Origin of the sequence: Mucilaginibacter sp. (genome assembly GCF_039921305.1) — a bacterium.
Lineage (GTDB): Bacteria > Bacteroidota > Bacteroidia > Sphingobacteriales > Sphingobacteriaceae > Mucilaginibacter.
The window spans coordinates 71,922-98,326 of sequence record NZ_JBDSCA010000023.1 but is presented as its reverse complement, the minus strand read 5'-3'; the positions used below and the strand labels follow the sequence as shown (position 1 = coordinate 98,326).

At 40.4% G+C, this 26,405-nt stretch carries 22 protein-coding genes; 13 read left to right on the top strand and 9 right to left on the bottom strand.

What is annotated here, in order from left to right:
- Positions 1 to 131: 131 nt before the first annotated feature.
- A complete protein-coding gene (locus ABIN91_RS06240; protein WP_348049590.1) occupies positions 132 to 1,736 on the bottom strand; it encodes a hypothetical protein in 1,605 nt (534 codons plus the stop codon).
- Positions 1,737 to 1,907: 171 nt separating this feature from the next.
- Here ABIN91_RS06240 and ABIN91_RS06235 point away from each other — a divergent pair, with 171 nt between their 5' ends.
- The 4 genes from ABIN91_RS06235 to ABIN91_RS06220 all read left to right on the top strand — a co-directional run bounded on the left by ABIN91_RS06235 (position 1,908) and on the right by ABIN91_RS06220 (position 6,384).
- Positions 1,908 to 2,294: a DUF423 domain-containing protein gene (locus ABIN91_RS06235; protein ID WP_348049588.1), complete on the top strand. Its 387-nt coding sequence runs from the start codon at positions 1,908 to 1,910 to the stop codon at positions 2,292 to 2,294.
- Positions 2,294 to 4,777: a primosomal protein N' gene (gene priA / locus ABIN91_RS06230; protein WP_348049587.1), complete on the top strand. Its 2,484-nt coding sequence runs from the start codon at positions 2,294 to 2,296 to the stop codon at positions 4,775 to 4,777. The genes ABIN91_RS06235 and priA overlap by 1 nt, the downstream gene beginning before the upstream one ends.
- A gap of 138 nt (positions 4,778 to 4,915) precedes the next feature.
- Complete coding sequence (locus tag ABIN91_RS06225; RefSeq protein WP_348049585.1) at positions 4,916 to 5,518, top strand: YhcH/YjgK/YiaL family protein; 603 nt, start codon at positions 4,916 to 4,918, stop codon at positions 5,516 to 5,518.
- A gap of 209 nt (positions 5,519 to 5,727) precedes the next feature.
- On the top strand, positions 5,728 to 6,384 hold the full coding sequence (locus ABIN91_RS06220) for a protein-L-isoaspartate(D-aspartate) O-methyltransferase (protein ID WP_348049583.1): 657 nt from the start codon (positions 5,728 to 5,730) through the stop codon (positions 6,382 to 6,384).
- A gap of 87 nt (positions 6,385 to 6,471) precedes the next feature.
- On the opposite strand, the gene smpB is transcribed toward ABIN91_RS06220, so the two are convergent.
- The 4 genes from smpB to ABIN91_RS06200 form a co-directional block, all read right to left on the bottom strand.
- The gene (gene smpB, locus ABIN91_RS06215) at positions 6,472 to 6,924 is read right to left on the bottom strand and encodes an SsrA-binding protein SmpB (protein ID WP_348049581.1); all 453 of its coding nucleotides are present in this window, start codon (positions 6,922 to 6,924) and stop codon (positions 6,472 to 6,474) included.
- 68 nt (positions 6,925 to 6,992) lie between these two features.
- Complete coding sequence (locus tag ABIN91_RS06210; RefSeq protein ID WP_348049579.1) at positions 6,993 to 7,562, bottom strand: hypothetical protein; 570 nt, start codon at positions 7,560 to 7,562, stop codon at positions 6,993 to 6,995.
- Between the two features lie 28 nt (positions 7,563 to 7,590).
- Positions 7,591 to 9,495, bottom strand: a complete 1,905-nt coding sequence (locus ABIN91_RS06205) for an Nramp family divalent metal transporter (RefSeq protein WP_348049577.1) — start codon at positions 9,493 to 9,495, stop codon at positions 7,591 to 7,593.
- Positions 9,492 to 10,148, bottom strand: a complete 657-nt coding sequence (locus ABIN91_RS06200; RefSeq protein WP_348049575.1) for a metal-dependent transcriptional regulator — start codon at positions 10,146 to 10,148, stop codon at positions 9,492 to 9,494. Before ABIN91_RS06200 ends, ABIN91_RS06205 begins: the two co-directional genes overlap by 4 nt.
- A 127-nt stretch (positions 10,149 to 10,275) precedes the next feature.
- Here ABIN91_RS06200 and ABIN91_RS06195 point away from each other — a divergent pair, with 127 nt between their 5' ends.
- On the top strand, positions 10,276 to 10,746 hold the full coding sequence (locus ABIN91_RS06195) for an Lrp/AsnC family transcriptional regulator (RefSeq protein WP_348049573.1): 471 nt from the start codon (positions 10,276 to 10,278) through the stop codon (positions 10,744 to 10,746).
- A gap of 230 nt (positions 10,747 to 10,976) precedes the next feature.
- Positions 10,977 to 11,393 (top strand): hypothetical protein, encoded by a 417-nt coding sequence (locus tag ABIN91_RS06190; RefSeq protein ID WP_348049571.1) that lies wholly within the window; start codon positions 10,977 to 10,979, stop codon positions 11,391 to 11,393.
- 65 nt (positions 11,394 to 11,458) lie between these two features.
- Here ABIN91_RS06190 and ABIN91_RS06185 read toward each other — a convergent pair whose 3' ends face one another.
- Positions 11,459 to 12,820, bottom strand: coding sequence for a pyridoxal-phosphate dependent enzyme (locus ABIN91_RS06185; RefSeq protein ID WP_348049569.1), 1,362 nt, complete (start codon positions 12,818 to 12,820; stop codon positions 11,459 to 11,461).
- A 136-nt stretch (positions 12,821 to 12,956) separates the two neighbouring features.
- Positions 12,957 to 13,802 carry a universal stress protein gene (locus ABIN91_RS06180; RefSeq protein ID WP_348049567.1) on the bottom strand — a complete coding sequence of 282 codons (846 nt, stop codon included), beginning with the start codon at positions 13,800 to 13,802 and terminating at the stop codon, positions 12,957 to 12,959.
- Positions 13,803 to 13,999: 197 nt separating this feature from the next.
- On the opposite strand from ABIN91_RS06180, the gene ABIN91_RS06175 reads away from it, so the two are divergent.
- Together ABIN91_RS06175 and ABIN91_RS06170 are read left to right on the top strand one after the other, a co-directional pair.
- Positions 14,000 to 15,235, top strand: coding sequence for a pitrilysin family protein (locus ABIN91_RS06175; protein WP_348049566.1), 1,236 nt, complete (start codon positions 14,000 to 14,002; stop codon positions 15,233 to 15,235).
- A gap of 1 nt (position 15,236) precedes the next feature.
- Complete coding sequence (locus ABIN91_RS06170; RefSeq protein ID WP_348049564.1) at positions 15,237 to 16,517, top strand: pitrilysin family protein; 1,281 nt, start codon at positions 15,237 to 15,239, stop codon at positions 16,515 to 16,517.
- A 55-nt stretch (positions 16,518 to 16,572) separates the two neighbouring features.
- Here ABIN91_RS06170 and ABIN91_RS06165 read toward each other — a convergent pair whose 3' ends face one another.
- Both ABIN91_RS06165 and ABIN91_RS06160 read right to left on the bottom strand, forming a co-directional pair.
- Entirely contained in the window at positions 16,573 to 17,280 is a 708-nt protein-coding gene (locus tag ABIN91_RS06165; RefSeq protein WP_348049562.1) for a hypothetical protein, read from the bottom strand.
- A 180-nt stretch (positions 17,281 to 17,460) separates the two neighbouring features.
- Positions 17,461 to 18,351: a right-handed parallel beta-helix repeat-containing protein gene (locus ABIN91_RS06160; RefSeq protein ID WP_348049560.1), complete on the bottom strand. Its 891-nt coding sequence runs from the start codon at positions 18,349 to 18,351 to the stop codon at positions 17,461 to 17,463.
- Between the two features lie 747 nt (positions 18,352 to 19,098).
- On the opposite strand from ABIN91_RS06160, the gene kdsA reads away from it, so the two are divergent.
- The 5 genes from kdsA to ABIN91_RS06135 all read left to right on the top strand — a co-directional run bounded on the left by kdsA (position 19,099) and on the right by ABIN91_RS06135 (position 26,404).
- Complete coding sequence (gene kdsA / locus ABIN91_RS06155; protein WP_348049559.1) at positions 19,099 to 19,875, top strand: 3-deoxy-8-phosphooctulonate synthase; 777 nt, start codon at positions 19,099 to 19,101, stop codon at positions 19,873 to 19,875.
- Complete coding sequence (locus ABIN91_RS06150; protein WP_348049557.1) at positions 19,875 to 20,810, top strand: KpsF/GutQ family sugar-phosphate isomerase; 936 nt, start codon at positions 19,875 to 19,877, stop codon at positions 20,808 to 20,810. Before kdsA ends, ABIN91_RS06150 begins: the two co-directional genes overlap by 1 nt.
- A 120-nt stretch (positions 20,811 to 20,930) precedes the next feature.
- Positions 20,931 to 22,229, top strand: coding sequence for a nucleotide sugar dehydrogenase (locus ABIN91_RS06145; protein WP_348049555.1), 1,299 nt, complete (start codon positions 20,931 to 20,933; stop codon positions 22,227 to 22,229).
- Between the two features lie 138 nt (positions 22,230 to 22,367).
- Positions 22,368 to 24,827 carry an SLBB domain-containing protein gene (locus tag ABIN91_RS06140; RefSeq protein ID WP_348049553.1) on the top strand — a complete coding sequence of 820 codons (2,460 nt, stop codon included), beginning with the start codon at positions 22,368 to 22,370 and terminating at the stop codon, positions 24,825 to 24,827.
- Between the two features lie 173 nt (positions 24,828 to 25,000).
- Complete coding sequence (locus tag ABIN91_RS06135; RefSeq protein ID WP_348049551.1) at positions 25,001 to 26,404, top strand: undecaprenyl-phosphate glucose phosphotransferase; 1,404 nt, start codon at positions 25,001 to 25,003, stop codon at positions 26,402 to 26,404.
- Position 26,405: the final 1 nt, after the last annotated feature.

Sequence of the window (26,405 nt, the reverse complement as noted above, 5' to 3'; positions counted from 1 at the left end):
GCAAAAGTAAGGAAAATTGTTTGAGGGAGATAAAGGGATATCAATCAAAAGATCTGCCCCAGCGGGGAAATATAAATCTAATGGAATTATGCCCCGGTAGGGGGCTACCCGTTCACCAATCGAAAAGAAACTTACCTCCTTACCGCGGTATCCACCTTCGCACTATCCACCATCCGTTGCCGCATGTAAAAGTTGGTATAAAAGTCTTTTTCGGATGCTGTAAACTGGTAAGCGGCCGCGTAATAATTGTTCCATCCCTTACCCTTATCGGCGAAAGCTTTAGCGTACTCTGGTTTCAAATCCTCTTTCAATATCTGCGATGCATTTTTGAAGTTAACAAAAAACGATACGTTACTGCGCTCGGCCTGCAAATTATCAAAACGGCTATACTCATCATTCTTACTCATAAAATTACCAGCCGTATAATTTTTATAGTACTCCTGCATCCCCGATTGTGAATTGCAAATGATCAGGTAATTATCCGCTATCATAAAATACGGTCTGCGGAAAATGCTGAACGCGTCGCCAAGCAAATAGAACGGCAATTTATCATAATTAAACTGGCCCATATCATCGGTAATCATATGGCTAATGTTTACCATAAATGGGCGCAGATTCAAACCGTTTTTGATCTGGATCAACGCTATCTTTTCCTGGTAGCGGGTGGTAATTACGGCAAATTCATTACCCAATAATTTAATGAATTCAGATGATAAGTCAATGCTGGTTTCCTTTTTAATTTTATCAAAAATGGGTTTCTTGTCTTTATCATAACCTGCTTCGTGCTGCCATTGTAGCAAATCTTGTTCAAACTTAAGCGGGTCGCTTACCGCGAAATTCAAGCTATAGGCCAAACTCGCCGGGAAAATGCTCTTCAATTTGTTCTCCATCGGCTGCTGAAAACGGTAAATATCCAGGTAACTCTTGGGCTCTTTATCATTAATATGGCTAATGCCGTTAAACATCAGGGCGTCACTCTTGTAATTTAAACTGAACGCACCAATGGCGAATAGCAGCCTGAAACTCCTGAAAATATCAGTATTCTTATTCTTAAATAACTGATCAAAAAAGGGTTGCAGTTGCCTGTAGTTCACATACAAATTAGCGATAGAGTTAGCGTTTTGCTGATCGGATAACTGCACAAAAAAATGTTCGTGATGCTCGTTACGATACTTAGCCGCTGCTTCAACCAAACTCTGCGAAAAACTTGCCGAAAAGGTATTATCGTCATTCATCAGCAAATAAAACTTACGTTTAATATCATTCAGGTAAATGGTAAAGCCTTTTTTGCCAGCCGCCAGCGGCATATCATGTATCAATACCTTGCCATTCTTTTGAGCAGCAACCTGTTCAAATACTTCGCCTACATTACCGTTACCGGATGTGGTCAATAAAAAATCAATGTCGTTTGTAGTAGTTTGTGGGTGTACCGATATAAATAAACTCTGCCCCTCAAATAAAGGTTGCAATAGCGGGTTATCCAATACATTGGCTTTTAAATTGGCCAGTTCTGCAGATTTATCGTTGCCTATTAGCGTAGTCAGTAAGGTGTTATTATTAAAAATGTCATAAAAACCCTCATCATTCTTATACTCGAATATCAAGGCCGCATCACTGGGGATATTACCCATTACCTTGCCGGGGCGCTGCCCCGGCGAGTTCAGGTTTTTAAAATACATAACCGATATGCCCACTGCCACAACCAGCAGGATGATCGTCATGATGATGTTTCTCATCTGTGTTATTTTTTTAAAGTGATGAGGTTATCATGAGCATTGGTTGATTTTGTCAGTTGAAGCTCATGATGCTCTCATTCTATTGTATTAATCTTTCAAATTTAGATTTTTCATCACGGCTAACCGTAATTTCTTTTTCAACTTGTTAACTTAGCGCCACCAAATTCCCTCATGAACAAACAAATCATCGTAACAGCTGCCTTTTTTGGACTGCTGGCCGTTATTGCAGGCGCTTTTGGCGCGCATGCCTTACAGTCGGTACTTAGCCCAAAACAACTCGAAGTTTGGCACACTGCCGTACAATACCAGTTTTACCATGTTTTTGCCCTTTTGTTTTTAGCCACGCTCACAAGGTTTAAAAATAATATGGTTATAACAACTTATTACCTGTTTACTTTTGGTATCATCCTGTTTTCGGGGTCGCTGTACCTATTAGCTTGCCGCGATTTGTTAGGCTGGAGCTGGATCCATGTTTTCGGGCCGGTTACCCCACTTGGCGGCTTGCTATTTATCGTCGGATGGGTTACATTAGCAATTGCAGGCTATAAAAATAAATAATGCTCGATTTTGCCGAACCAGTATTTCACGATAGAGAAACGCTATTTGTTGAGGTGATATTGCCTTTGGCTATCGCTAAAAACTATACGTACAGGGTTCCTTTTGAGCTAAATAACTCGGTCGAGATCGGCAAACGCGTAGTAGTGCAATTTGGCAAAAGTAAGTTATATACCGCTATCATCTATTCCGTAAGCGATCAGGCTCCCGAAAAATACGAAGCTAAATACCTCATCGATATTTTGGACGACAGGCCCGTTGTGAACGAAAAGCAACTATCCTTCTGGAAATGGCTGGCCGAATACTACCTCTGCACCATAGGCGAAATAATGAACGCCGCCCTGCCAGCGGCCCTCAAACTGGCCAGCGAAACTAAAATTGTATTGAACAAAGAGTTTGAGTACGACAAAGCACTGCTGAATGATAAAGAGTATCTCATTATAGATGCCCTCGAAATTCAACCCGAACTCAGCGTTAGCGATATTGTAAAATTACTCGGCCAAAAAACAGTTATGCCGCTGTTGCGGATCTTGTTCGAAAAAAATATCATCCACATATCCGAAGAGGTGAGCGATAAATACAAACCCCGCCGCCGTACCTTCATCACCCTCAACCCGGTTTATCAAAACCAGGATTTGATGAAAGAGCTTTTCGCGATATTAGAGCGCGCGCCCAAACAATCAGATGCGCTTTTAGCCTATATCCAGCTATCGCGCAAGCAAAAGCACATCACCAAAACTGAACTTACCGAAGCCAGCGGAGCAGGGGCCGCCGCCATAAAAGCATTGATAGAGAAAGATGTCTTCATTGCCGATGAACGTGTGGTGAGCCGCTTATCTATTGATGAAGAAGAACTTGACGAAAACTTTGTATTAAGCGATTCCCAGCGCGGTGCATTAAAAAGTATCAATGAGCAATTTGTTCAAAAAGATGTGGTATTGCTACACGGTGTAACCTCATCGGGCAAAACACAGATCTATATCCGCCTCATTGAGCAAATGCTGGCAACTGGCAGGCAGGTGCTTTATTTGTTACCAGAGATCGCTCTAACCACCCATATAGTAGAACGCCTGCGTCACCATTTTGGCAATCATATTGGGGTGTACCATTCCCGCTTTAACGATAACGAACGGGTTGAGGTTTGGCAAAAGGTTTTAAACGGCGATTACCGCATTGTGCTTGGCGCGAGATCATCCGTATTTCTTCCTTTCGAGAATTTAGGTTTGATCATTGTTGACGAAGAGCACGAAAGCTCCTACAAACAATACGATCCAGCACCACGCTATAACGCGCGTGACGCATCTATTTTCCTGGGACACTTACACACTGCTAAAGTACTGTTAGGTTCTGCCACACCCTCGTTTGAATCCTATTACAACGCTCAAACCGACAAGTACGGACTGGCCGAACTAACCGACCGCTTTGGCGGAGTAGAACTCCCCGAAATACAGGTAGTCAGCATAGCTACCGAAACCAAACAAAAAACCATGCAATCGCACTTTACCAGTGTGCTGATGCTGGATATAGAACAGGCTTTAGGTAAAAAAGAACAGGTGATCCTGTTTCAAAACCGCCGCGGTTATGCCCCGGTGGTCATTTGCAAAACCTGTGCATATACGCCCAAATGCATTAACTGCGATGTAACACTTACTTACCATAAAAGCAGCGGCAAACTACATTGCCATTACTGTGGTTACCGCGAAGATTCACCATCTATCTGCCCCGCCTGTGGCTCTGCGCATTTAGAGCAAAAAGGTTTCGGAACCGAAAAGGTGGAAGATGAGTTAAGTATCCTGCTACCCGATGCAAAAATTGCCCGTATGGACCTGGATACCACCCGCTCCAAAAATGCTTTTCAAAGTATATTGAATGATATTGAAGAGAAAAAGATAGATATTTTGGTAGGAACTCAAATGGTAGCTAAAGGATTAGACTTTCCGGATATTACCGTAATAGGTATCATCAGCGCCGATAGCCTGTTAAAATACCCTGACTATCGCGCCAACGAACGCAGCTTCCAGTTATTGGCGCAGGTGAGCGGCCGGGCAGGTCGTCGGGGCAAGCAAGGTAAAGTTGTAATTCAAACTTACGATCCCACCCACCGTGTAATAGGCCAGGTGATCCGTAATGATTATAAGGAGTTGTACGAGATAGAAATGATTGAGCGCAAAGCCTTCAAATACCCACCATACTACCGCATCATACAGCTCGATATCAAACATAAAATACCCGAGCAACTCTACATCCAATCAGAATATTTAGGCAACGAGCTTCGCAAGCACTTCGGCGACCGTGTACTCGGCCCCGAAACGCCGCTGATCAACCGCATACGCAACTACTACATCCGTACCATCACCCTCAAGTTTGAAAAGGATACGGTATCTATAGCCAAGGTAAAAACTATTTTAACCGAGGTATTGCTGCAATTCCAAACCACCAAACTAAGTAAGGGATGCATTGTACAGCCCGATGTTGATCCGTATTAATTATAAACTGAATCATTGCGATGCACGAAGCAACCGCATGGAGGCATAGCCATAGCCTGATACAATCTGCTTTTTAGCAACATCGTTACTTAACTTTTCTCCCGGCAATTTCTATCTTTACCACACCAATAAACCAATATGAAAAAATTACTCCTGTCAGCACTATGTATAGGTGCTTTACTATCAACAAACCTAAACGCATCGGCACAAGCCAAACCCGACGCGAAAACTCAAAAATGGTTCGACGGCCATGAATACCTCGACGGTTTAAAACTGGTACCCGCCCCATCAACCAATGCCGCCGAATTTGCCCGCCAATACAAACTCAACAAAGCCGTTTGGGATAAAGCCTTTGCCTATCTCAAAAATACCGATCTGGATAAACTGCCCGTGGGTAAATACCCTATTGATGGCGAAAATGTATTTGCTTCGGTTACTGATAACCCAACAAAGCCCTACGAAAAAACCGCCTGGGAATCACACAAAAAATACATCGATCTGCAATATGTAATTCAGGGCGCCGAGGGTATAGCCGCTAACCCCGTAGCCACCGCTAAAGTTACCGAACCTTACAACGAAGCTAAAGACGTTGCCCATTACGAAGCTGATGGCAAACAATATACCGCTGTACCCGGCACATTTTACCTGTTCTTCCCAGCCGATGCTCACCGCCCGAACATCAAAGTTGATGGTGCCGATCACGATAAAAAGATAGTTTTGAAGATCAGGTATGTAGAATAAAATCTAAACTTCCTGGTCATTTCGAAGAAAGGACGACTGAGAGATCCTTTGCGCGCGACAAGTCTGTTGTAGGCAAGGCATGCGCAAAAGATTTCTCCCTATCGTTCGCAATCGCGTGTTTTTTATTGATTTTCAGCCCCAAAACTTCTTTCCACAATCCATCAAATTACCCCTCAAATAATCACCTTTATAATAACTTTGTGTTTATAATGGCTCACAAGTTTATTGATAATTACAAAGAAAAAGGCGCACGCAAAAGGTTAGTTGAATTGCTCCGTAAAAAAGGTATTGAAGATGAGAATGTACTCGCATCCATCGGCAAAGTACCCCGCCATTATTTCTTCGACGAAACCTTCTGGAACCAGGCTTATAAAGATATCGCTTTCCCGATAGGCGAAGGTCAAACTATTTCACAACCTTACACTGTAGCCTATCAAACTGAATTATTACACATCCGTAAAGGCGATAAAGTTTTAGAAATAGGCACCGGCTGCGGTTATCAATGCTGTGTGCTGGTGGACTTAGGTGCCGAAGTATATACCATAGAACGCCAGGAAAAACTATACCAGCGTACCAAACAGGTGTTACCACATATAGGCTATAAGGCGCATTTCTTCTGTGGCGATGGCTCAAAAGGAATAGCCAAACATGCACCCTATCAAAAGATCATCGTAACAGCCGGAGCACCCTTTGTTCCCGAAGATCTACTCAAACAACTATCTATTGGAGGTATTCTCGTTATCCCCGTTGGCGACGAAAAATCCCAACAAATGGTAACCGTACTCAAAGTAAGTGAAACCGACTACGAAAAAATAGTATTAGATACCTTCAGGTTTGTACCCCTAGTAGGGGATAAAGCGTGGTAACGCAGAGAATCAATAAGTTAGACTCAAGAACCAAGACAGTTCAAAGGAAGCCCTGATTCTTGCATCTTGATTCCTGGTTCTGATTCCCTATCTCTTCAAGGCCCTATCCATCTCAATCTTACTATCCCGCTCTTTCAAAGTTTCGCGTTTATCAAACGTTTTTTTACCTTGCGCCAAACCAATTTCCAGCTTGGCAAAACCACGCTCGCTAATAAACAAAGCTAACGGTACAATGGTAAATCCCTTTTCCTCGGTGCGGGTTTTTAGTTTTTTGAGTTCTTTTTTGTGAAGAAGTAACACCCTGTCGCGTTTTTGTTCGTGGTTGTAGAACGAACCATGCGAATACTCGGCAATGTGCAGGTTACGCACGTAAAGCTGGTTATCAATAAAAGTGCAGAAAGCGTCGGTCAGGTTAGCTTTGGCATCACGTATGGATTTAATTTCGGTGCCCAGCAACTTAATGCCGGCCTCGTATTTATCCAGTATGGTAAATTCAAAATAGGCTTTTTTATTCTTAATATATAGGTTATCCTGACTCATGATCTTTTTCTCTCTGCGGCTGCAAATATGCGGAAATTATGGGAGTGTTAAATAATCAATAGTTGCTTTTACTTTTTTACTGTTAGATACAGCGAATCTGGTTGGCATTTATCAAAAGTTAAACCTACCTCTTCAAATTTTATTGTGCAGGTTTTAACGCTGTCCGTGTCAATTTTGTTGTCAACGTTTTTTATTAAAATGGAGTATTTTGTATATTTATTTAGCTCATATCGCATTAAAGGACCACCTGAAAATCCACGTTCTTCTATATATTTAATTTGGTAGTCATTTATGTTCCATTTGTCTTTAACCACAACCGAACCAAACATTACACCCATAAAAGCGATAAATCCAAATAATGCAAAGCATATAGCCGAAGCTGTTAAACAACTTGCAAAATTAAGTTGCCGCCTTTTAAATATAAGTGCATATCCGCAAGAGGAAGCGATATATAGAAACTTAGCATTGTTTGTATCATCATTATAGCTATATCCCAATATTACAGGTATAACCAAAATGGTGAACAATGCTAACATTACCCAAATTACTTTATTAGGTAACCTGCTTATCAACCAACCTGTTAATGGAAAGCTAAAAAATAAGAAAATAAGATAAGGATGGTTATTAATGTAGTACATTGATAGCTAAAGTACGCAATGTTTAATCCTACTTCGTCCCCGGCTTCACAATCAATATCGGTACGTTAACCCTGTGCCTAACCTTGTCAACCGTAGTACCGAATATAATATCTTTTAAGGCCTTATGGCCGTGTGCGCCCATTACCATAAAATCAATATGCTCATCATTTACAATCTGAGCAATGGCGTTAGCTGCATTACCGTAACCAATTTTAGCTGTCGATTTATAATCTAATAAGTCAAGCGCTTTTACATATTTATCCAGATTTTCTTCATCGCTTTGTGTTTCGTGGTCCATTACTTCGGTGCCGTGATAGTTTGCAGCTGCTGTTTCAACAATGTGTATTAAAGTGTACTCGGCACCTTTACCACCCTGCATAATAGCATGGCGGATAGAATCCCGGTCGTTACTCGAAAAATCTATCGTAACCCCAATGTGTTTGTATGAAGTAACATCCAAATTTGTTATTGATGTTGCCAATCCGTGCGGAACGCGTACCGGTTTCTCTTCGGGAAGTTTCAATATAGGTTTTAAAAAAACATACAATAGCAAAGCGATAATTCCAAGTGTAAGCGGTACTACGGTAGCATATATCCAGATCTGGGCATTGGGGTAAAGTTTGATCCAGTCAAATATCTGTTCAACAACCAGTTTAATATTTAGTGATACAATAATAGCCGCGCTTAACCATGCCAGTATTTTTACTTTAGTGCCGATTGCGAATTTCCCCATACGCATCTTGTCTGATGTAAAATGGATCAGCGGGATAACCGCGAAACCGAGCTGTAAACTCAGCACAACCTGGCTCAGTATGATCAGGCTGCCAAGCGCTTCGTCGCCAAAGTAGACTATGGTTAGCACCGCCGGTAAAATAGCCAGCAAACGGGTTAAAAGGCGACGTAACCAGGGTTGTATCCGTAGGTTAATGTGGCCCTCCATAATAATTTGGCCGGCAAGGGTACCCGTAATGGTAGAGCTTTGTCCGGATGCGATCAAGGCGATGGCGAATAGCGCAGGTGCTAGGGCGCCAAATATATGTTCTAATAATTTATATGCATCCTGTATTTCGGCTACCTCAAAATAACCATTCCGGTAAAAGGCGCTTGCCGCCAATATCAATATGGCCGCGTTTACAAAAAAAGCCAGGTTTAACGCGATGCTGGTATCAATAAAATTAAAGCGGATGGCATTTTTAATACCCTCGTCAGTCCGCTCTATCTTACGGGTTTGCACTAATGACGAGTGCAGGTATAAGTTATGCGGCATAACTGTAGCGCCAATAATACCAATGGCAATATAAAGCATTTTTTTACTGGCCACATCGTGCCCAAACAGGTTACTGGGTATAAATCCCTTGGCAATATCGCCAAAGTTGGGTTCTACAATAAACATCTCTACCAAAAAGGCAACGCCGATAATAAAGATCATCGAAATAATGAACGCTTCCAGCTTGCGCATTCCTTTGTTCATCAAAAACAGCAACAAAACGGTATCGGTAATGGTGAGTGATACGCCCCAAAGCAAGGGCAGATGAAACAGCAATTGCAAACCAATCGCCATCCCGATGATCTCGGCCAGGTCGCAGGCTATAATGGCGATCTGGGCCAGTATATAAAGGCAAAAGTTTACAAAACGGGGATAGGTTTTTTTTGAGGCTTGCGCCAGATCCAATCCGCGTACAATCCCCAAACGGGTACTTAACGATTGTAGTAATAAAGCGATAAGGTTTGATAACAATAAAACCCATATCAGCTTGTAACCAAATTCGCTGCCCCCGGCTAAATCGGTAGCCCAGTTGCCCGGGTCCATATAGCCCACGCTAACTAAATATGCCGGACCTAAAAAGGCCATTATGCGTTTCCAGCCAACCTTGCCCTGGGTTTCAACTGTGCTATGAACGTTTCCTAATGATGCTCCTTGTTTCTCGCTCATATTCTTACTAAAATGTTTTTCGCTACATCTCTGCTAATGCCAAAGGTATCTTCGGTATTCAGCTGTATTATTACCGACTGATCGTATTCAACCACTTCAATTACTTTAATATGGTTTCCTATAGTTAACTTCATTTTTTCGAGGTATTGTAAAAACTGCGGCATGTGTTCGCGCACACCCATAATAATGCCCCCACCATTAACCAGAAGTTCTGATATAGGTTTTAACTCGTTTGTGTTAAAACGCCCATTAACATCGGGTATCGGGTCGCCATGCGGATCATATTTCGGGAAGCCTAAAAATTTATCCAACCTGTCCACCAGTTCAGCACTCGTAATGTGCTCTAATTCTTCGGCCACGTCATGTACCTCGTCCCATTTAAATTGTAGCTTCTCTACCAAAAAAAACTCCCATAAACGGTGTTTACGCACTATGCTCACGGCTATGGTCTTGCCCTCGTCGGTTAAACTTACTCCCTGGTAGCGCGCGTAATTGATCAGTTTTTTTTCAAACAGTTTCTTCAACATATCTGTTACCGACGCTGCCTTAGTGTTCATTACCGCCGCGATGCTGTTGGTACTCACACTTTCGTTGCCGTTTATCGATAAATGGTATATGGCTTTGAGGTAGTTTTCTTCTGTGTATGAGTTCATTTAAACAAATCTAATTATAAATTTAGACCTGTCTAAATTTATAATTAAAAAAGAATTTATATTGCTTTTATATCAATTTGAAAAAATATTATTTTGTTTGAGCCAAAAATTTATATTTGTAACCATTATGGCAGCTGAAATAGATAAATTAGACCTACAGATTCTAAAGATCCTTCAAGAGAATGGAAGAATAACCAATTTGCAACTTTCGAGCGAGATAGGGCTATCGCCCGCGCCTACTTTAGAGCGTGTGCGTAAACTTGAAAACGCAGAGTATATCAAAAGCTACCACGCTTTGGTTGACGAAGAAAAATTGGGTTTAGGCATCAAAACTTTTATCCAGGTTTCGTTGGATTTTCACAAGAACAACACCATCCAGGTTTTTGTTGATGAGATAAAGGCCATTAAAGAAGTAACCGAGTGCCACCACGTAACCGGCCAGTGCGATTTTTTATTAAAAGTTTACGTGCGCGATATCAAGGCATACGAGCAATTGATCATGGATAAGATCAGCAAGATCACGGTAGTTAAAACCTTCCAAACCATGATGATCATGAGCACCAGTAAAAAGGAACCTACCGTGCCTTTAGAATATTAGTCTCCCAGCCCCTAAAAGGGATAGCTGTTTTGCATATTTAAAAAGCCATTTCGATTGTTTCGGAGTGGCTTTTTTTAATTGTGTTTTTTGGTTATTGGTTTAAATATGATATTAAAACATGTCAAGATAACTTATTGATAAGATAATAATACCAACTTTATTATAATTAATAGCACGTTATTTTATGTAGCAGATCAGCTTAAACAGTTATTAATCAAAAACCTATTATTATGAAAAATTTAAAACAGTTATTGAATGTTGTTCAAATTAAGCACGTTGTAAAATATGCAACTGCCCTAATTGTGTTGGTGTTATTTACAAACAATGCAAAGGCGCAAATAGACGGTGATGCCGCACCTGTTGTTGCTACCTCTGTAACCTACTATGCCGATTATGCCTTTACACACGAACTGGATACCCCATGTTATGATGTATACTGGTCATCCGATTCTCCATACACTGTTATTGACCAGGGCTTTGATATGCAATATGGAGACTATATAACCATACAATGGACCTATACAGGTACACATACCCTTTATGCCAATACCAATTATGTAAATACTTCCGATGTGCCGGATGGTAACCCAGACAATGTGAGGTTATATTGGGATTACGAAAACCTATCGGTTACCGTAACCCCATAATTTGCTTGTAAATAGAATTTGTTGATCTGAAAGCGTACAGGAATTATTCTTGTACGCTTTTTTTATCACCCGCTTATCGCATTTATAATATCGTACTGCGTAATGATCTCAATATTCCCCTTATCGTCCTCAACCAAAACAGCAGTATTATCTTTATTGATGAGCGATGATATTTTATTGATACCCGTATTCAAGTCAACAAATGGGAAAGGCGCAGTAGCGATGCTTTTCAATGGTTGTGAGCGCAATGCCGGGTTTTCTAATAAGGCATCCAAAATATCACTTTCAGTAATTTTACCTATCACCATACCTTTTTGGGTTACCGGTATTTGCGATATGTTAAGTGATTTAATAGTATTAATAGCTTCCAAGATCGTTTTTTCGCAATCTATAGTAATAATCTCCTGCTTTTCTTTTTTAGACAAAATGGTGCGGGCTGTTTGTTTTTCATCAGCAAGGAAACCGCGTTCGCGCAACCAGTCCTCGTTAAACATCTTACCCACGTAGCGCGAGCCATGATCCGGGAATATCACTACCACAACATCGCCCTCTTTAAACATATGGCGCATTTGTAAAACACCAGCAATTGCCGATCCTGATGAGTTACCTGCAAAAATGCCCTCTTTTAAGGTGATTTCGCGGGTCATTAAGGCGGCATCCTTATCGGTTACTTTTTCAAAATGATCTATTAAAGTAAAATCGACGTTCTGCGGTAAAAAGTCTTCGCCAATACCTTCGGTTATATAGGGGTATATCTCGTTCTTATCAAAAATACCAGTTTCTTTATATTTCTTAAACACCGATCCATAAGTATCAATGCCTAAAACCTTAACATTCGGGTTTTGCTCTTTTAAGTACTTGGCTGTACCCGATATGGTGCCGCCGGTGCCCACGCCCACAACCAAATGCGTTATTTTGCCTTCGGTTTGTTTCCATATTTCGGGGCCGGTTTGCTCATAGTGCGCCTGCGAGTTTGATAAGTTATCGTACTGGTTAGGTTTCCACGAATTTGGCGTTTCCCTAACCAGGCGTGATGATACGGAATAGTATGATCGTGCATCCTCCGGGTCAACATTGGTTGGGCAAACAATTACCTCAGCACCAAAGGCGCGCAAGGCATCAACTTTCTCTTTCGATTGCTTATCCGTAGTGGTAAAAATACATTTGTAGCCCTTAATAATAGCAGCCATAGCCAGGCCCATACCCGTATTGCCCGATGTACCTTCTATAATAGTTCCGCCGGGTTTTAAGGCACCACTTTTTTCGGCGTCCTCAATCATCTTGAGTGCCATACGGTCTTTAATTGAATTACCGGGGTTAGTAGTTTCAATTTTTGCTAAAACCGTTGCCGGGATGTCTTTGGTGATTTTGTTCAGCTTTACCAGCGGCGTGTTGCCAATGGTATCTAATATATTGTTATGCCACATGGTATCTTAATTTATGATGCAGGCAGTGCATAAAGCAAATACCTACAATAACAAAAGTAAGTTTATCCAGGAGATATATAAAGATTTTAATAAAGTCTATTTAAGCTGGCATTAAAAAATTGCTTTCAGTTAGTATTCAGGCTTGATACCAGTTAGGGTAAGGCATTATAAGCAAAGGAACACTATGGTAATTGCGGCGGGCGTCACCGGTATCTGATAAAAACCGTTCCAATACATAATGCTTGCGGTTTACTATCGTGAAAAACTGAATGGCCTCGGTAGTGGTAACTACTTCAAGGTCTTTTTTACGGTTTACCCCTTTAATATTACGCAAAAATAACTTGTTGTAACCAACCCTGTTGGCAATGGCATCAGTTAATAAACTCTGCGCGTAGGCATCTTCCATATCCGGTATCCCGCTGCTTGATACATGCGTTACAAATATTTTAGCATTAAAATCTCTTAAGAACCGCACAACCTCTACATCGCAATAACGCAGATCGGTTAAATAAGCGGTGCTATCCAACGTATTGAAATTTACATCAGCGGGGATCACCAAAACCGGACAGTTAGCCTTGTTTATCACATACAACAATCCCGAATTATTTAATTCGAGCAAATCATGCGTGCCGGTAATAATCATGTTCACCTGGTTCTCTGCAACTATATCCTTTATTTTATCGCTGTTAAAAACAATGTTTTGCAAGCGGTTTATTTTAGGATGGTGCGTAGCATTGCGGTGCTCATAATAGTAGTGAGTTTTTAAATTGTCGGCAAGTTCATCAATGCTGGTATAAGGCTTTTCTTCTGCATGGTTGTGCATATCATCGTACCCGGCATAAGCCAGTGGTTTGCTTACCGGCAACTCAAACACATTGCATAGCAACAGGTTAGCATTAAGCTGCTGGGCAACTTTTAATGATAGTTTAGCGATCCGTTCTGCTCCGGCAGAAAGATTGATCAACACAAGAATGTTTTTCATGGAGAATTATATGTAGATATAACAGGTACCCGTTTTACTTTGTTTTAAGGTTTTTATTTATTAATTAAATATTCACAATAGCTTAACATAATTGTCCACCTGCATAATTTAACATTCCTGTCAATGCTGTTTATACTAAAAGCCAGTAAAGTTTTTACATTTGCAATCCGTTTTTATTTGAAAACATATTAAGCTACATGGTTAAATTCAACCGTTTCACACTCAGCAATGGCCTTCGCGTTGTTGTTCACGAAGATAAAACTACACCAATGGCAGTGCTCAACGTTTTGTATGACGTTGGCGCCCGCGACGAAAACCCCGAGCAAACCGGCTTCGCCCACTTATTTGAGCACCTGATGTTTGGCGGATCGATCAACATTCCCAATTACGACGAACCTTTGCAACGTGTAGGTGGCGAAAACAACGCCTTCACCAGTAACGATATCACCAACTATTACATCACCCTGCCGTCGGTAAATATCGAAACTGCCTTTTGGTTGGAGAGCGACCGCATGCTCAACCTTGCCTTTAGCGAAAAAAGCCTCGAAGTGCAGCGCAACGTAGTGATGGAAGAGTTTAAACAGCGCTACTTAAATCAGCCTTATGGCGAAGTAATGCTCAAACTGCGGCCAATGGTTTATAAAAACCACCCGTATCGCTGGGCAACCATAGGTAAAGAGCTTTCGCATATCGAATACGCTAAAATTGAAGACGTAAAAGCCTTCTTCAAAAAACACTATAACCCGCAAAATGCCGTAATGGTAGTAGGTGGAGATGTAGATACCGAACAGGTGAAAGAACTGGCCGAAAAATGGTTTGGCAGCATCCCGGCAGGTGAAAAATATAACCGCGATTTACCACAAGAGCCGGAACAGCACGATGAACGCCGCGCAACTGTTACCGCTAAAGTTCCGCTTAATTCGCTGTATATAGCCTTCCAGATGAAAGATCGTTTAGACGAGAGCTATTACGTTACCGATCTGATATCGGATATCTTATCCCGTGGTAACTCATCTCGTTTACACCGCAACCTGTTAAAAGAAAAGCAATTGTTTAGCGATATACACGCTTACATGACGGGTAGCTTTGATACCGGTATGTTTATAATTGATGGCAAACCTTTACCAGGAGTAACCATAGAACAAGCTGAAGCCGCCATTTGGGAAGAGTTAGAAACCATTAAAAACGAATTGGTGCCGGTAGATGAATTAACCAAAGTGCGCAATAAAACCGAATCAACTATGGTGTTCTCCGAAATGTCGTTACTGGATAAGGCCATGAATTTGGCTTACTTTGAGCTTCTTGGAGATGCCGAATTGCTTAACCTGGAAACCGGAAGATATATTGCCATAACAGCCCAACAAATACAGCACCAGGCACAAGCCCTATTTAGAAAAGAAAATTCATCAACGCTGGTATATTTAGCCGAATAGCATGTTAGACAGAACCATAACGCCCCAATTTAAGGCTATAGATCATATCAATTTAATTACCCCGGGTTACGCGCAGTTAGATAATGGCTGCAATATGTACTGGTTTAACTCTGGTGAGCAAGAATTAGTACGTATTGAGTGGATATTTGCTAACGTGCGTTTTAACCCCGCAAAGCCATTGTTAAACGTGGCCGTAAACACCATGCTTACCGAAGGCACCAAAACTATGTCGGCAGCCCAAATTGCGGATGCTGTTGATTATTACGGCGCCTTTTTCCAGATCGATTACGGTTATGATCAATCGCAGGTAAGTTTGTATTGTTTAAATAAGCACTTAGCCAGCACACTGCCGGTTATTAAAGATATTTTAACCAACTCCATATTTCCCGAAAAGGAACTGCAAACTTTTATCCGTAACCAGCAGCAAAAATTGCAGGTGAGCCTGCAAAAAAATGATTTTGTAGCCCGCCGCGCTTTTAACAATGCCATGTTTGGCAATACCATGTATGGTCTTAGTCCGGATGCCTTGGATTATGCCCAGCTTGATCGTAACGATATGCTGGCGCATTTTAAACAAATGTACCAGCCCAATAATTGCACCCTTATAGTAGCGGGCAAGGTTGATGATGATACCCTGAAAACGATAACTCATTTATTTGATAAAGACTGGGCAAATAGCGATACCCCGGCAGATACAAGCCAACCAGCAATCCACAGCAAGGGCGATTTATTTACCTATATTGAAAAGCCCGATGCATTGCAATCAGCTATTCGTATGGGTACGCCAACCATCAACCGCGCTCATCCCGATTTTCCGGCTTTGCAAATTGTAAACACCATTTTGGGTGGGTACTTTAGCTCAAGGTTGATGAATAATATTCGCGAGGATAAAGGTTACACTTACGGCATAGGTTCGGCTACGTCATCCATGAAGCATAGTGGTTCCATTTTTATAGCTACCGAAGTTGGCGCGGATGTAACCAATGCCACCATGACCGAGATCGAAAAAGAGATCAACATTCTGAAAACAGAATTGATAAGCGATGAAGAACTTTCGCTGGTTAAAAACTACATGCTCGGCTCGCTGCTGGGTAGCCTTGAGAATGTATTTTCGCATGCTGATAAATTCAAAAACGTTTACTTTTCGGGATTGGATTTTGAATATTATGATCGTTATACCGAAATTATCCGAAGCATCACACCACAACAAATTCTAATATTAGCCAACCAATACTTTGATTTCGACAAGTTTTGTAAGGTTATTGTTGGTAAAATGAACTAAGCTCCAGATACTTTAATCGGGATAATAATCGTAAATCTGAAACCGTAAATTTTATTTACGGTCCGTTTGGTTTACGCTTATCCGCTGGTAAGGCCATATACTTTTTATAGTTATCGTTAAGGTATATGGTCATGTTAAAACCGCGCGCCTTAAAAACTTCGCGTGCCGGGCGGTACATCAAAATAAAATCCTTAAGCTCCTGTCCTCGCAAGGGTATGGTTTGGCTAACGGTTTTTTCGTTAAAGGCATCATCAATCTGTTCATCGGCAATTTCCTCATCCGTAAGCTGTTTGCTGCGGATGGCTTTTTTATCCTTACCATAGCCAAATCGTAAAGCAATACCGCCTTTATATGAGCCATCGGCATTGCGTTGGTAAGTTACCGGAGCGCCGGTTAAAGTAGGGTCTTTAAGGCTACCTAATTTAGTTTCAGCTGCTGTTCCGGCAACGTTAACTTCCTTCAGCGTTTTGCCTTCGGGCACCAAAAAAACTTCCATATGATTTTTATTAACTATAGATACCGTATCAGGCTGGTAAGCATAGCCTTTAAATACCAACAGATCGCCGGGTTTGGCATAAATATAGAATATCCCGGCAGTATCGCTAAGGGTGTATTGCCTGCTGTTTAAATTGGTAACTTTTATAGATTGTAAATGGATGTGCGTATTATACTCATAAATACGGCCCATTAAAGTACCCTGCGCTTTAGCTTCAAAGCAAATTATTGATGATAGTATGGTTAATATAAAAAAGTAACGTAGCATTAAAGCAGTTAAGGTTAATGAAGTGTAAACAGCCGAAAGGTACAAATTGTTGTATGCTAAAAGCAAAAATTAACAAGCATTAACACATGTTGCTGCACTTACACACAAAAGAAGTTGACCTGTTTAAAGGCAACTCCTTTTGCATAACTAACCATTAATACAGTTAAATAATTTGGTTAATTAGTAAATACGGTAAAATAAAGCATACCCATTGCCACTGCCTCCGCTACCGGTGGTGGTAATATGGCCGGTATTTCCATTACCATCATAGCCAGACTTGGTATTATTGCTTGATGTGCAATTGGTAACAGTATGAGCCACAACCTGGCCCGCGCTACCCAACTTAAAGCCATTACCATCTCCCGAGCCACCGTAACCGTTGTTGGTTGATGTGCAATTAGTGATAGTTACTGTATACGGCTGGCCATAAAGATCCCAACCATCGTCAGAGTTATGATAAGCCGTACAGTGGTCAAACTTATTGTTTTTACCGGCAGATAGCTTACAGGCAAAACCATCAGCATTTTCACCACCAGCGGCTGTATCATAGTTTTCGGATGAAGTGCAATAGGTAATATTATCATCATGAGCGCCATTGTAAACCTGTATGCCCGAATCTTTATTCCCGGTCGAGATTATTTTATAGGCGTAATTATAGCCACCTGATTGGAAAACAATACCGCAGCTTGGTGCATTTTTTATAGTGATATTTTGGATGTTCCAATAGCTGCCATTAACTTTTACACCCCAGCCCGATGATATACCCGAGCAATTAAGCGTACCGCCCGAAAGGTTGATCTTCGAACTTGATGTTCCGCTAACCAGCAATTGTAGTGTGCTGGTTAAATTAATGGTTCCGCTAATGGTAATCACATCACCAGCATGGGCATTGGCAACAGCGGTTTTCAGGGCCGCTTCGGTAGTTACCGTTGTGCTTGCAAATGATTGTGAATTTACACCCGGCGCGTTTAACACCGCAACTTCCTCGCTTTGCGCGGGAGTTACATTGCTGCTTTTTTGGCAACTTAAAAGCGCGCACGAAAGCATAAAAAATCCTAATAATTTTTTCATTTTCTCAAAGGTTAATAATAAGTACTAATTGGTTAGATTATGCGTCAATTATCAATTTAATATTTTAACAATAAAAATATTTATAGATATAAAACTGTGCAATCGTTGCCGGGAACGATTGCGGTAACATATTGAATATTAAATAAATATTTATTAATTTGTCTGCGTGGTATATTTGCAGAATTGGTATTTAAACAGTGGTAACATTTTGATACAAACGCGCGTCTTGTTGTTCTTGAGTACTAAAAAATTGATGCTTAGATAAAATATTGCCAGGGATAGGCAAACTTGTTTAGGTAGGGCGAAAAGCGGATAGCTGAAGAAGGCAGTATAGGGTTAAACAAAAAAACATGGAAAGCAAGAGCTTTCCATGTTTTTATAACTGACCTCATTATTTACCATAAAGAACGAGTGGTTTAAAATTGATAAATTAACAATTGACCAAATATATAATCTATAGAGTTACCAGACTAATTTTTTAACGAATTTTAACACATTATTTTTTCCACATCATCAAGATTATCAATATGTTAATAACTCATAAATGCATATTTGTATGGTCTTTTTTTATAAAGACATAATTTTTATACTGTGCTTTCATAATCGGGTGAAATTAAATATCGAATTATTAACGAAAGTCGTAGTTTGGGGAAGGTTTGATTTTTTTGAGTTGGACGATCGGTTTAAACTATTTCCGCTTACAATCCGGCAATAATTTTCATCTTTGCGGTATCTAATTACTACCCTATGTTGTTTGATCAGATAAGCAGTAACACTTTTTTCATCTTAGGTCCATGCGTAATGGAAAGCCAGGATCTATTATACACAGTTGCCGAGCAGGTTGCAACCCTTGGCCAAAAGTATAATGTACCCGTAGTTTTCAAATCATCGTTTGATAAGGCTAATCGTACATCTATCCACTCGCAACGCGGGCCAGGCCTCGAAAAGGGTTTGGAGATGCTTGCTATGGTAAAAGAACGTTTTAACCTGCCTTTAACTACCGATATTCACGAGCCTTACCAGGCAGCTATTGCAGGCCAGGTAGTTGATATTTTACAGATTCCTGCCTTTTTATGCCGACAAACCGATTTGTTGGTTGCTGCTGCCGAAACCGGTAAAATTGTAAATGTAAAAAAAGCGCAGTTCTTATCTGGTCAGGATATGTTTTACCCGGCGCAAAAGGTAATTGATTCGGGCAACAAACAAGTAATTTTAACCGAGCGTGGTAACATGTTTGGTTACAACAACTTAGCAGTAGATTTTAGGAATGTACACGATATGAAGCAGTTTGGCCACCCGGTTTGTATGGATTGCACGCATTCGGTACAGCGCCCAGGTGGCGCAGGTGGCAAAACAGGTGGCGATCGTACCTTTGTACCTATGATGGCCCTTGCCGCTAAAGCGTTTGGTGCCGATGGTTACTTTATAGAAACCCATCCCGATCCGGATAATGCCTGGAGCGATGGCCCTAACCAGGTAAAACTGCATGAATTGGAATCTGTTATCGCACCATTAATACGGTAATGAAAGATATAGCAAAACGGGTTTTTAATGTAGAGATAGAATCGCTGCAGCACGTAGTTGAGTTAATTGACGATAGCTTTAGCGATGTGATTGAAACTATACTGGAAGGTAAGGGCAAGCTTATTGTTACCGGGATAGGCAAATCGGGCTTGATCGGTAAAAAAATATCGGCAACACTGTCAAGCACTGGCACATCAAGTTTCTTTTTGCATCCCGGCGAGGCTTTTCATGGCGATTTGGGTATGATAGGAGCGGATGATATTGTAATGCTGATATCCTACTCCGGCGAAACAGACGAATTGTTAAAGATCATCCCATACTTAAAATGGAACGGTAATGAGTTAATTGCCATGACTGGCGACCCTAACTCAACCATAGCGAAAAATTGTACACATCATTTAAATATAGCTATCAAGAGCGAGGCTTGTCCGTTAAAACTGGCGCCAACCTCATCAACAACCGCTGCTCTGGTTATGGGCGATGCAGTTGCTGTAGCATTAATGGAAGTAAGAGGGTTTCAACCTGCCGATTTTGCAAGGTTTCATCCGGGAGGTAGCCTGGGTAAAAAGCTTTTAACCCGTGTTAAAGATTTTATGCGTACCGATAATCTGCCATTCATTAATATAAACGCGTCTTTTACAGATCTGGTTCTTAAAATGAGCGAAGGCCGGTTGGGTATGGTAATTATTGGTGATTCGGAAAGGATAGAAGGGGTTGTTACCGATGGCGACTTGCGCCGGGCCTTGGTAGCTAATGCTGATACCACACAATTACACATCCCCGGTATGATGACAAAAAGCCCAATTATTGTTGATGGTGAAGAGTATTTGAGCCAGGTTGAGCAATTAATGCGCGAAAAACGGATAGCTACAGTTTTGATAGGCTCGGCAACAGAGCATTGTATTACGGGAGTATACCAGATATACAACGCGTAATATATTTCGATATCAATCAAACCAAATCCCAATTTAATCGTTTAAGCCCAAAGTATGGTTACATATTAACAAATTGGATATATTTGCATGCACCCATAAAAAGGTGCCTCTATCTATAAAATGTTTAACACCCCTCAAAGAAAAAAAATAGCTATTATTGGCTTAGGATACGTAGGATTGCCTTTGGCTGTTGAATTTGCAACAAAATACCCCGTAACAGGTTTCGACCTAAAGAAAAGGCGTGTTGATGAGGTGAATAGCGGTATCGACAGTACTCTCGAAATTGAAAATTCCAAACTAACATCGGTTTTAAACGCAAATGATCCTGATAAAGGGCTGTACTGTTCAACGGATTTTAACAGCATTGCCGATAGCAATATTTACATTATAGTAGTACCAACCCCAACTGATAAACATAACCGTCCCGATCTGAGCTTAATTATCAAAGCAACCCAAACTGTTGCCGGTTTTTTGAAAAAGGGCGATGTGGTTATTTATGAATCAACTGTTTACCCGGGCTGTACGGAAGAGGTCTGCGTACCCATATTAGAGCAGGTATCGGGATTGAAATTTAACGAAGATTTTTTCGCAGGATACTCGCCAGAGCGTATTAATCCGGGCGATAAAGTGCATCACTTAACTAATATCCTAAAAGTAACATCGGGTTCAACCCCAGAGGCTGCCGATTTTATTGATGGCCTTTACCAATCTATCATAACTGCCGGAACACACAAGGCACCCAGTATTAAAGTTGCCGAAGCTTGCAAAGTAATAGAAAACTCGCAACGGGATATTAACATTGCTTTTGTGAACGAGTTGTCAAAAATATTTAACCTGATGGGTATTGATAGCCATGATGTTTTAGCTGCCGCAGGTACCAAATGGAACTTTTTAAATTTTAAGCCGGGTTTAGTTGGCGGGCATTGTACAGGTGTTGATCCGTACTATTTGGCACAAAAAGCACAGGAGTTGGGTTACCACCCCGAAATTATTTTAGCAGGCCGCCGTTTGAACGATGGCATGGGTAAATATGTGGCTTTAGAAGTGGTTAAGCTGATGATCAAAAATGATATCGCTGTTAAAAACTCCAAAATATTAGTTTTAGGTTTTACATTTAAAGAAAATTGTACTGATGTACGCAACACGCGGGTTATTGATATTGTAAACCAGTTAAAAGATTTTGAAGCCGATTACCATATATACGACCCATGGGCTAACCCTACAGAAGTGCAGCTTGAGTATGGCATTGATATAATAGCAGCGCTTAATTACCATAACCAGTATGATGCCATAGTATTGGCTGTGCCCCACAACCAATTTAAAGATTTGGATTTTGATAAATTGAAAAAAGAAAAACGATCTGTTATATATGATATTAAAGGCATGTTAGCAGTAAACATTACCGACGGGCGATTGTAACATTATAATTATAACAGCCCGTTTTAATTTGTAATTTTGTATAAATTTAATAAAAAGCTAATAAAATTAGCCAAACAAATAATTAAAATGAGATATTTTTTTAGAGGAGCTATAGCGATATTCATATGCATTTTTTTAATGAGTATTAAAATAGCAAATGCACAAACTACATCAACAGGGTCAACTTCAACCACCACAACCCCTTTAACTACAGTTCCAACAAAATCGGATGATGTGAGTGATGCCCAACTTAGGGATATGGTGCAAAAGGCCAAGGCATCTGGTATGAGTGATGAGCAAATACGCCAGGCTGCTATTGCAAAAGGTATGCCCGAGAGTGAGGCTAATAAGCTACAAAATCGTATTAGTATTATCCGTACAGCAAAAGACGTTAATATGGCCGATGACGAGGCAAAACGCAAAATAAATGGTGAGGATATATCGGATGATACTGAAAAAGATAAAAAAGGATCAGGAGGTGGTGTAAATCAGCCTCGCGGGCCAATAGTATTCGGGTCAGAATTATTTAATAATTCTAATTTAACTTTTGAACCTAGTTTGCGTATTGCAACACCTCAAAACTATGTAGTTGGACCTGATGATCAAATTGTTATAGATGTGTATGGTAATTCGTTAGCCAATTGGAAGCTAAATGTTAGCCCAGATGGTAAAATACAAATACCCACAGTTGGTGTTGTTAATATTGGCGGTAAAACTATTGAGCAAGCTACTGGTATGATCAAATCAAAATTAAAAGCTGCCAATTATGCAATAGATCACGGAACTAATGTTTCGGTATCTCTTGGTAACATTCGCAGCATTAAGGTGTATATGGTGGGCGAAATTGTTAAGCCGGGCACAATTACTTTATCATCATTATCAACCGTTTTCAATGCGCTTTATTTATCGGGTGGTCCTAATAGAAATGGTTCACTGAGGGAAATAGAAGTGATAAGGGATAATAGTGTGATCCGCAAATTAGATGTCTACGATTTTAAACTTACGGGAAGTAAAAAAGATGATATCCGTTTGCAAGACGGTGATATAGTACGCGTACCAACTTACAAAGTGCAAGTTTCGTTAACCGGCCAGGTTAAAACTCCGGCTATATTTGAAGTTTTGCCTGGCGAAACACTTAAAGATGTAATTGGCTTTGCAGGTGGTTTTACCGAATCGGCTTATACTTCAACCATAAAGGTTGTTCAGTTAACTGATCAGGAAAAAAAGGTTGTCGACATAAAATCTGCCGATTTTGGCAACTATATACCATTACGTGGTGATAATTATACTGTTGATCGTATTTTAGATTCTTATCAAAACAGGGTCTCTATTTATGGTGCCGTAACAAGACCTGGGATCTTTGAATTAGAAAAGGGCTTAATGTTATCACAATTAATAGCTAAGGCCGCAGGGTTAAAACGAGATGCTTTTGCTTCGCGCGGGTTTATCAGCCGTTTAAGAAGTGATAACACAACAGAACTTGTTTCTTTTGATGTTAGGGGAATTGTAAAGAGTACCGTTCCGGATATTATATTGAAAAAGGAAGATGTGGTTACTATCCCATCAATTTTTGATCTGCGCGACCAATATACAGTTAGTATTAATGGTGAGGTGCGTCAAGGCGGGCAATTCGCTTATGCAGACAATATGTCTGTAGAAGATCTTGTAGTTCAGGCCGGTGGTTTTACTCAATCGGCAAGCCCTAACCGCATCGAAGTGGCCCGTCGTATTAATAATGCCGATCCTAATCAAAAAAATTCGCCTACGGCCAATATCTCTATTATTGATATTGATCCGGATTTTAAAGTAAACAAAAAGCCATTTATTCTACAACCGTTTGATGTAGTATCAATATACTCTTCACCCGGTTATGAAAAACAACGTACAGTTAGAGTAGAGGGTGAAGTGCTGTATCCGGGGCCTTATATCATACGTAATAAAGATGAAAAAATATCAGATCTGGTTAAGCGTGCTGGGGGGGTAACTATATTTGCCGATGTAGAATCGGGTACATTAAATCGTCCCAATACATTGGGTATAAATGCCGAAAAGGAAAAAATTGATCCCGCAGCTTTACAACAAGAAAAAGTTGCCCGGGCACAACATATAAAAAGAACATTAAAAGATTCAACTACCAACGTAGATGAGCAGTTTAGAAATAGCCTTGTTGGTATTGATTTGAAAAAGATATTGGAAAAACCAGGTTCAAGGTTTGATCTAATATTAGAAGAAGGTGATGTTTTACGGATACCTAAAGAGCAGCAATTGGTAAGAGTTAATGGCGAAGTATTGTTTCCAAATGCGGTTGTATATACCAAATCAAAATCTCTAAACGATTTTGTTGACAATGCAGGCGGATTTTCTCCCGAAGCATTAAAAAAAAGAGCCTATGTTGTATATGCAAACGGATCGGTCAAGTCAACTCATAATTTCTTATTCATTCACTCCTATCCCGAAGTTAAGGCAGGGAGTGAAATTATAATTCCTAGAAAACCGACAAAAAAGGGAGTTTCTTTAGCCGAATTTGGAACTGTAACAGGAGCCTTGGCATCTATAGCCGCAGTCTTGATCGGTATTATAAGTATTACCCGTCGTTAATAACTGTTGAGCAGTTCAATACCAAATATGTATTTAACTTACATGGTCAGATTATATAATTTGTTTCTTAGGTATAAAAAACGTGAAACTACCTTCGCTTAGCGATTATATTTTTGATGAATTGCAAATAAGTGCTAATTTAGTTGGTTGATAATAATATCCTTGTTAAGAGTATGGTTCACAGGTACGCAACATTTTTTAAGGCAATAAACCTCACTGTTGATTACTTAGTGCTTAATGTATCAATGGTAGCCGCCTATCTAATATTGGATGATTCCCTCATCGTATGGATAAACAATAAACAATATTTACCAGTTGTACTGGTTTTTAATTTGATATGGTTATTATCGGCCAATATAACCGGCTTATACGAGCAGGTGTTGAATAAAGACTCTATCAAAACTTATCGCAGCGTTTTTCAAACCTATCTGTTGTTTGTGTGCCTTATTTGCGTTACTATATTAATTGTAATTGGTACCAAAGCTTATTTTATTACCCGCGAATACCTGTTTTACTCGATCATATTGTTCGGAACCATGCTGGCGTTCTGGAAGCTTATCTTTTTAACTATCCGCCGCAGCGATAGGGCCATGCTTAATGATTCACGAAAGGTTATTATAGTTGGAGCAGGCCGCGCCGGTAACGAATTGCGAACCTATTTTAGAAATAACCCCTTCCGTGGATATGACCTGCTTGGTTTTTTTGACGACGAACAATCACGGGTATCCGAAAAGCATTTATACTTAGGCAACACAGATTACTGTATGGAGTATGTGCTCAACAATAAAGTTGATGAGATTTATTGCGCCTTGCCTTACTCTGAGCATGATATTATTGAACGCTTAATGATTGATGCCGATCGTAACTTGATCCGTTTTAAAATAGTTCCGGAGTATCACGAATATATTAAAAAGCCAACCTATCTTCAAAGTTTTGGTAATATTCCAATCATTTCTATCAGATCCGAGCCGCTCGAAAATATGTTAAACCGTGGTGTTAAACGCGGCTTTGATATTTTATTTTCGTTATTTGTTATTGTATTTATTTTTAGCTGGCTATACCCAATATTGTCTATCATTATTAAGTTAGAGAGCCAAGGACCAATATTATTTGTTCAGCTTCGGTCCGGACGCGACAACAACCCCTTTTATTGTTACAAGTTCAGGAGTATGAGCGTTAATAGCAATTCGGACAAAGTGCAAGCTACTCGTACTGATGCCCGGATAACACGTGTTGGCCGGTTTTTACGTAAAACCAGTATTGATGAACTGCCGCAGTTTTTTAATGTGCTGATAGGTAACATGTCAATCGTAGGTCCACGCCCACATATGATAAGTCATACCGAGCAATATTCACAACTGATTGATAGGTTTATGGTGCGCCATTTTTTGAAACCCGGTATTACCGGTTGGGCACAGGTAAACGGCTTACGTGGCGAAACTAAAACTATTGATGCCATGCTTGAGCGTGTAGAAGCCGATGTATGGTATCTGGAAAACTGGTCGTTCATATTAGATATCAAAATCATCATTTTGACGTTTTGGCTATCTATAAAAGGTGATAAGCAGGCTTTTTAAT